Source organism: Salinicoccus sp. RF5 (assembly GCF_020786625.1).
GTDB lineage: Bacteria > Bacillota > Bacilli > Staphylococcales > Salinicoccaceae > Salinicoccus.
In genome coordinates, this window is the sequence record NZ_JAJGRC010000016.1 from 1 (window position 1) to 420 (window position 420).

The following is a 420-nucleotide window of genomic DNA, read 5'->3' on the forward strand; positions in this document are numbered from 1 at the left end:
GCCCAGGAAAGTCCCGGCGCCAGAAACTTGTTCGATTTCACCCACACTTAGAACCGCCAGGGCATTCACCTGATTTTTCATTTCTGAATCTCCACATATTCGAATTGTTGAAACGAATGGTTCTCGCTGAAAACAGCAAAGAAACCTGCACGCCCGAACTTCTTCGGAACGTGGAGAAAGCAATAGCGAGAGAAAAAACCGGCAATAAGCTGACGCTTCGCACAGTTGACAGGAAAAGCCTGGAACAATAGTTATCCACAATAATTATTGACGGCGAACTTTTGACTTGCAAAGAACTACGCTGGCCAGCGGCAAGAGTGAATTTCATCCAGCCAGGGCTATACCAATCGTGCAAACCCGGAAGGGCGCTGCGCAAAACGTCACATTTATTCGGGACGATACGCCAAGGCGGTTCCCTGT

Annotated in this window: 1 protein-coding gene; it reads left to right on the plus strand. The window is 48.6% G+C overall.

The window, feature by feature from the left end:
* A partial coding sequence (locus LLU09_RS12540; protein WP_208540038.1) for a hypothetical protein occupies positions 1-251 on the plus strand: 251 nt, incomplete at its 5' end.
* Positions 252-420: the final 169 nt, after the last annotated feature.